Source organism: Polaromonas sp. P1_E3, from assembly GCF_056405935.1.
The window spans coordinates 1-1,041 of record NZ_JBFUBD010000664.1 but is presented as its reverse complement, the minus strand read 5'-3'; the positions used below and the strand labels follow the sequence as shown (position 1 = coordinate 1,041).

Below are 1,041 nucleotides of genomic sequence, written 5' to 3'. Positions count from 1 at the left end.
TGAGCCATGAAATGGAAAGCGGCCAGCGCAAGGATGCGGCCGGCAAGACCGTGCCGGCGTGGTTTATCCAGAACATCAGCGCCACCTGGAACGGCAAGACCGTGATGAGCGCGCAGTGGGGCACGGCTGTGTCCAAGAACCCGTTTGTGCAGTTCAGCTTCAAGGGCGGCAAGGCCGGCGACAAGATCGCGGTCAGCTGGGTCGACAATCACGGCGACAAGCGCACCGACGAGGCCGTCGTAGCCTGAGTTCCGACGTTCCCGCCGGGCACATGCAGCCCACAACGATATTTGAGGAGTCCACGATGAAGTTGAGTCTGTTTGGGCTGGCGGCCCTGGCCTTGATGGCCACTTTGCCATTGCCTGCAGCGGCGCAAAAAACCACGGCCGRAGGCATTGCCGAATACCGCGCGATGCTGGCCGACGGTAACCCGGCCGAGCTGTACGAAGCCCGCGGCGAGGCACTCTGGAAACAGGCGCGTGGCCCCAAAAATGCCTCGCTTGAAAAGTGCGACCTGGGCAAGGGCCCGGGCGTGGTAAAGGGTGCTTTCGTCGAGCTGCCGCGGTTTTTTGCCGATACCCAGAAGGTGCAGGACATGGAGTCCCGCCTGCTGACCTGCATGGAGCAATTGCAGGGTTTTAATGCCGCGGAGATCGCCAAAACCCCTTTCGGCGCAGGCGAGCAGAAATCGATTGAATCGCTGGTGGCCTATATCTCAGCTGAATCGCGCGACATGACCTTTAACGTGCCGCAGTCGCACGCCAAGGAAAAGCTGATGTACGAAGTTGGCAAAAAAGTGTTTTACCTGCGCGGCGGGCCTTACGATTTTTCCTGTGCATCGTGCCATGGCGAGGACAACAAGCGTGTCCGGCTGCAGGATTTGCCCAACCTGACGAAACAGCCCGGCGCTGGCAACGGTTTTGGCGCCTGGCCGGCCTACCGTGTCTCCAGCGGGGATCTGTGGAGCATGCAGCGTCGCCTGAACGACTGCTACCGCCAGCAGCGTTTCCCTTTCCCGGGCTACGCCTCCGACGCCACCAT

At 61.0% G+C, this 1,041-nt stretch carries 2 protein-coding genes; both read left to right on the top strand.

All coding sequences use genetic code 11. The features are described 5' to 3' along the window. The coding region (soxZ, locus tag AC1D0Z_RS22610; protein WP_477660380.1) for a thiosulfate oxidation carrier complex protein SoxZ at positions 1-248 on the top strand (248 nt) is incomplete at its 5' end. Between the two features lie 56 nt (positions 249-304). Next, positions 305-1,041, top strand: a 737-nt coding sequence (soxA, locus tag AC1D0Z_RS22605; protein ID WP_477660379.1) for a sulfur oxidation c-type cytochrome SoxA, incomplete at its 3' end; no start/stop codon positions are given.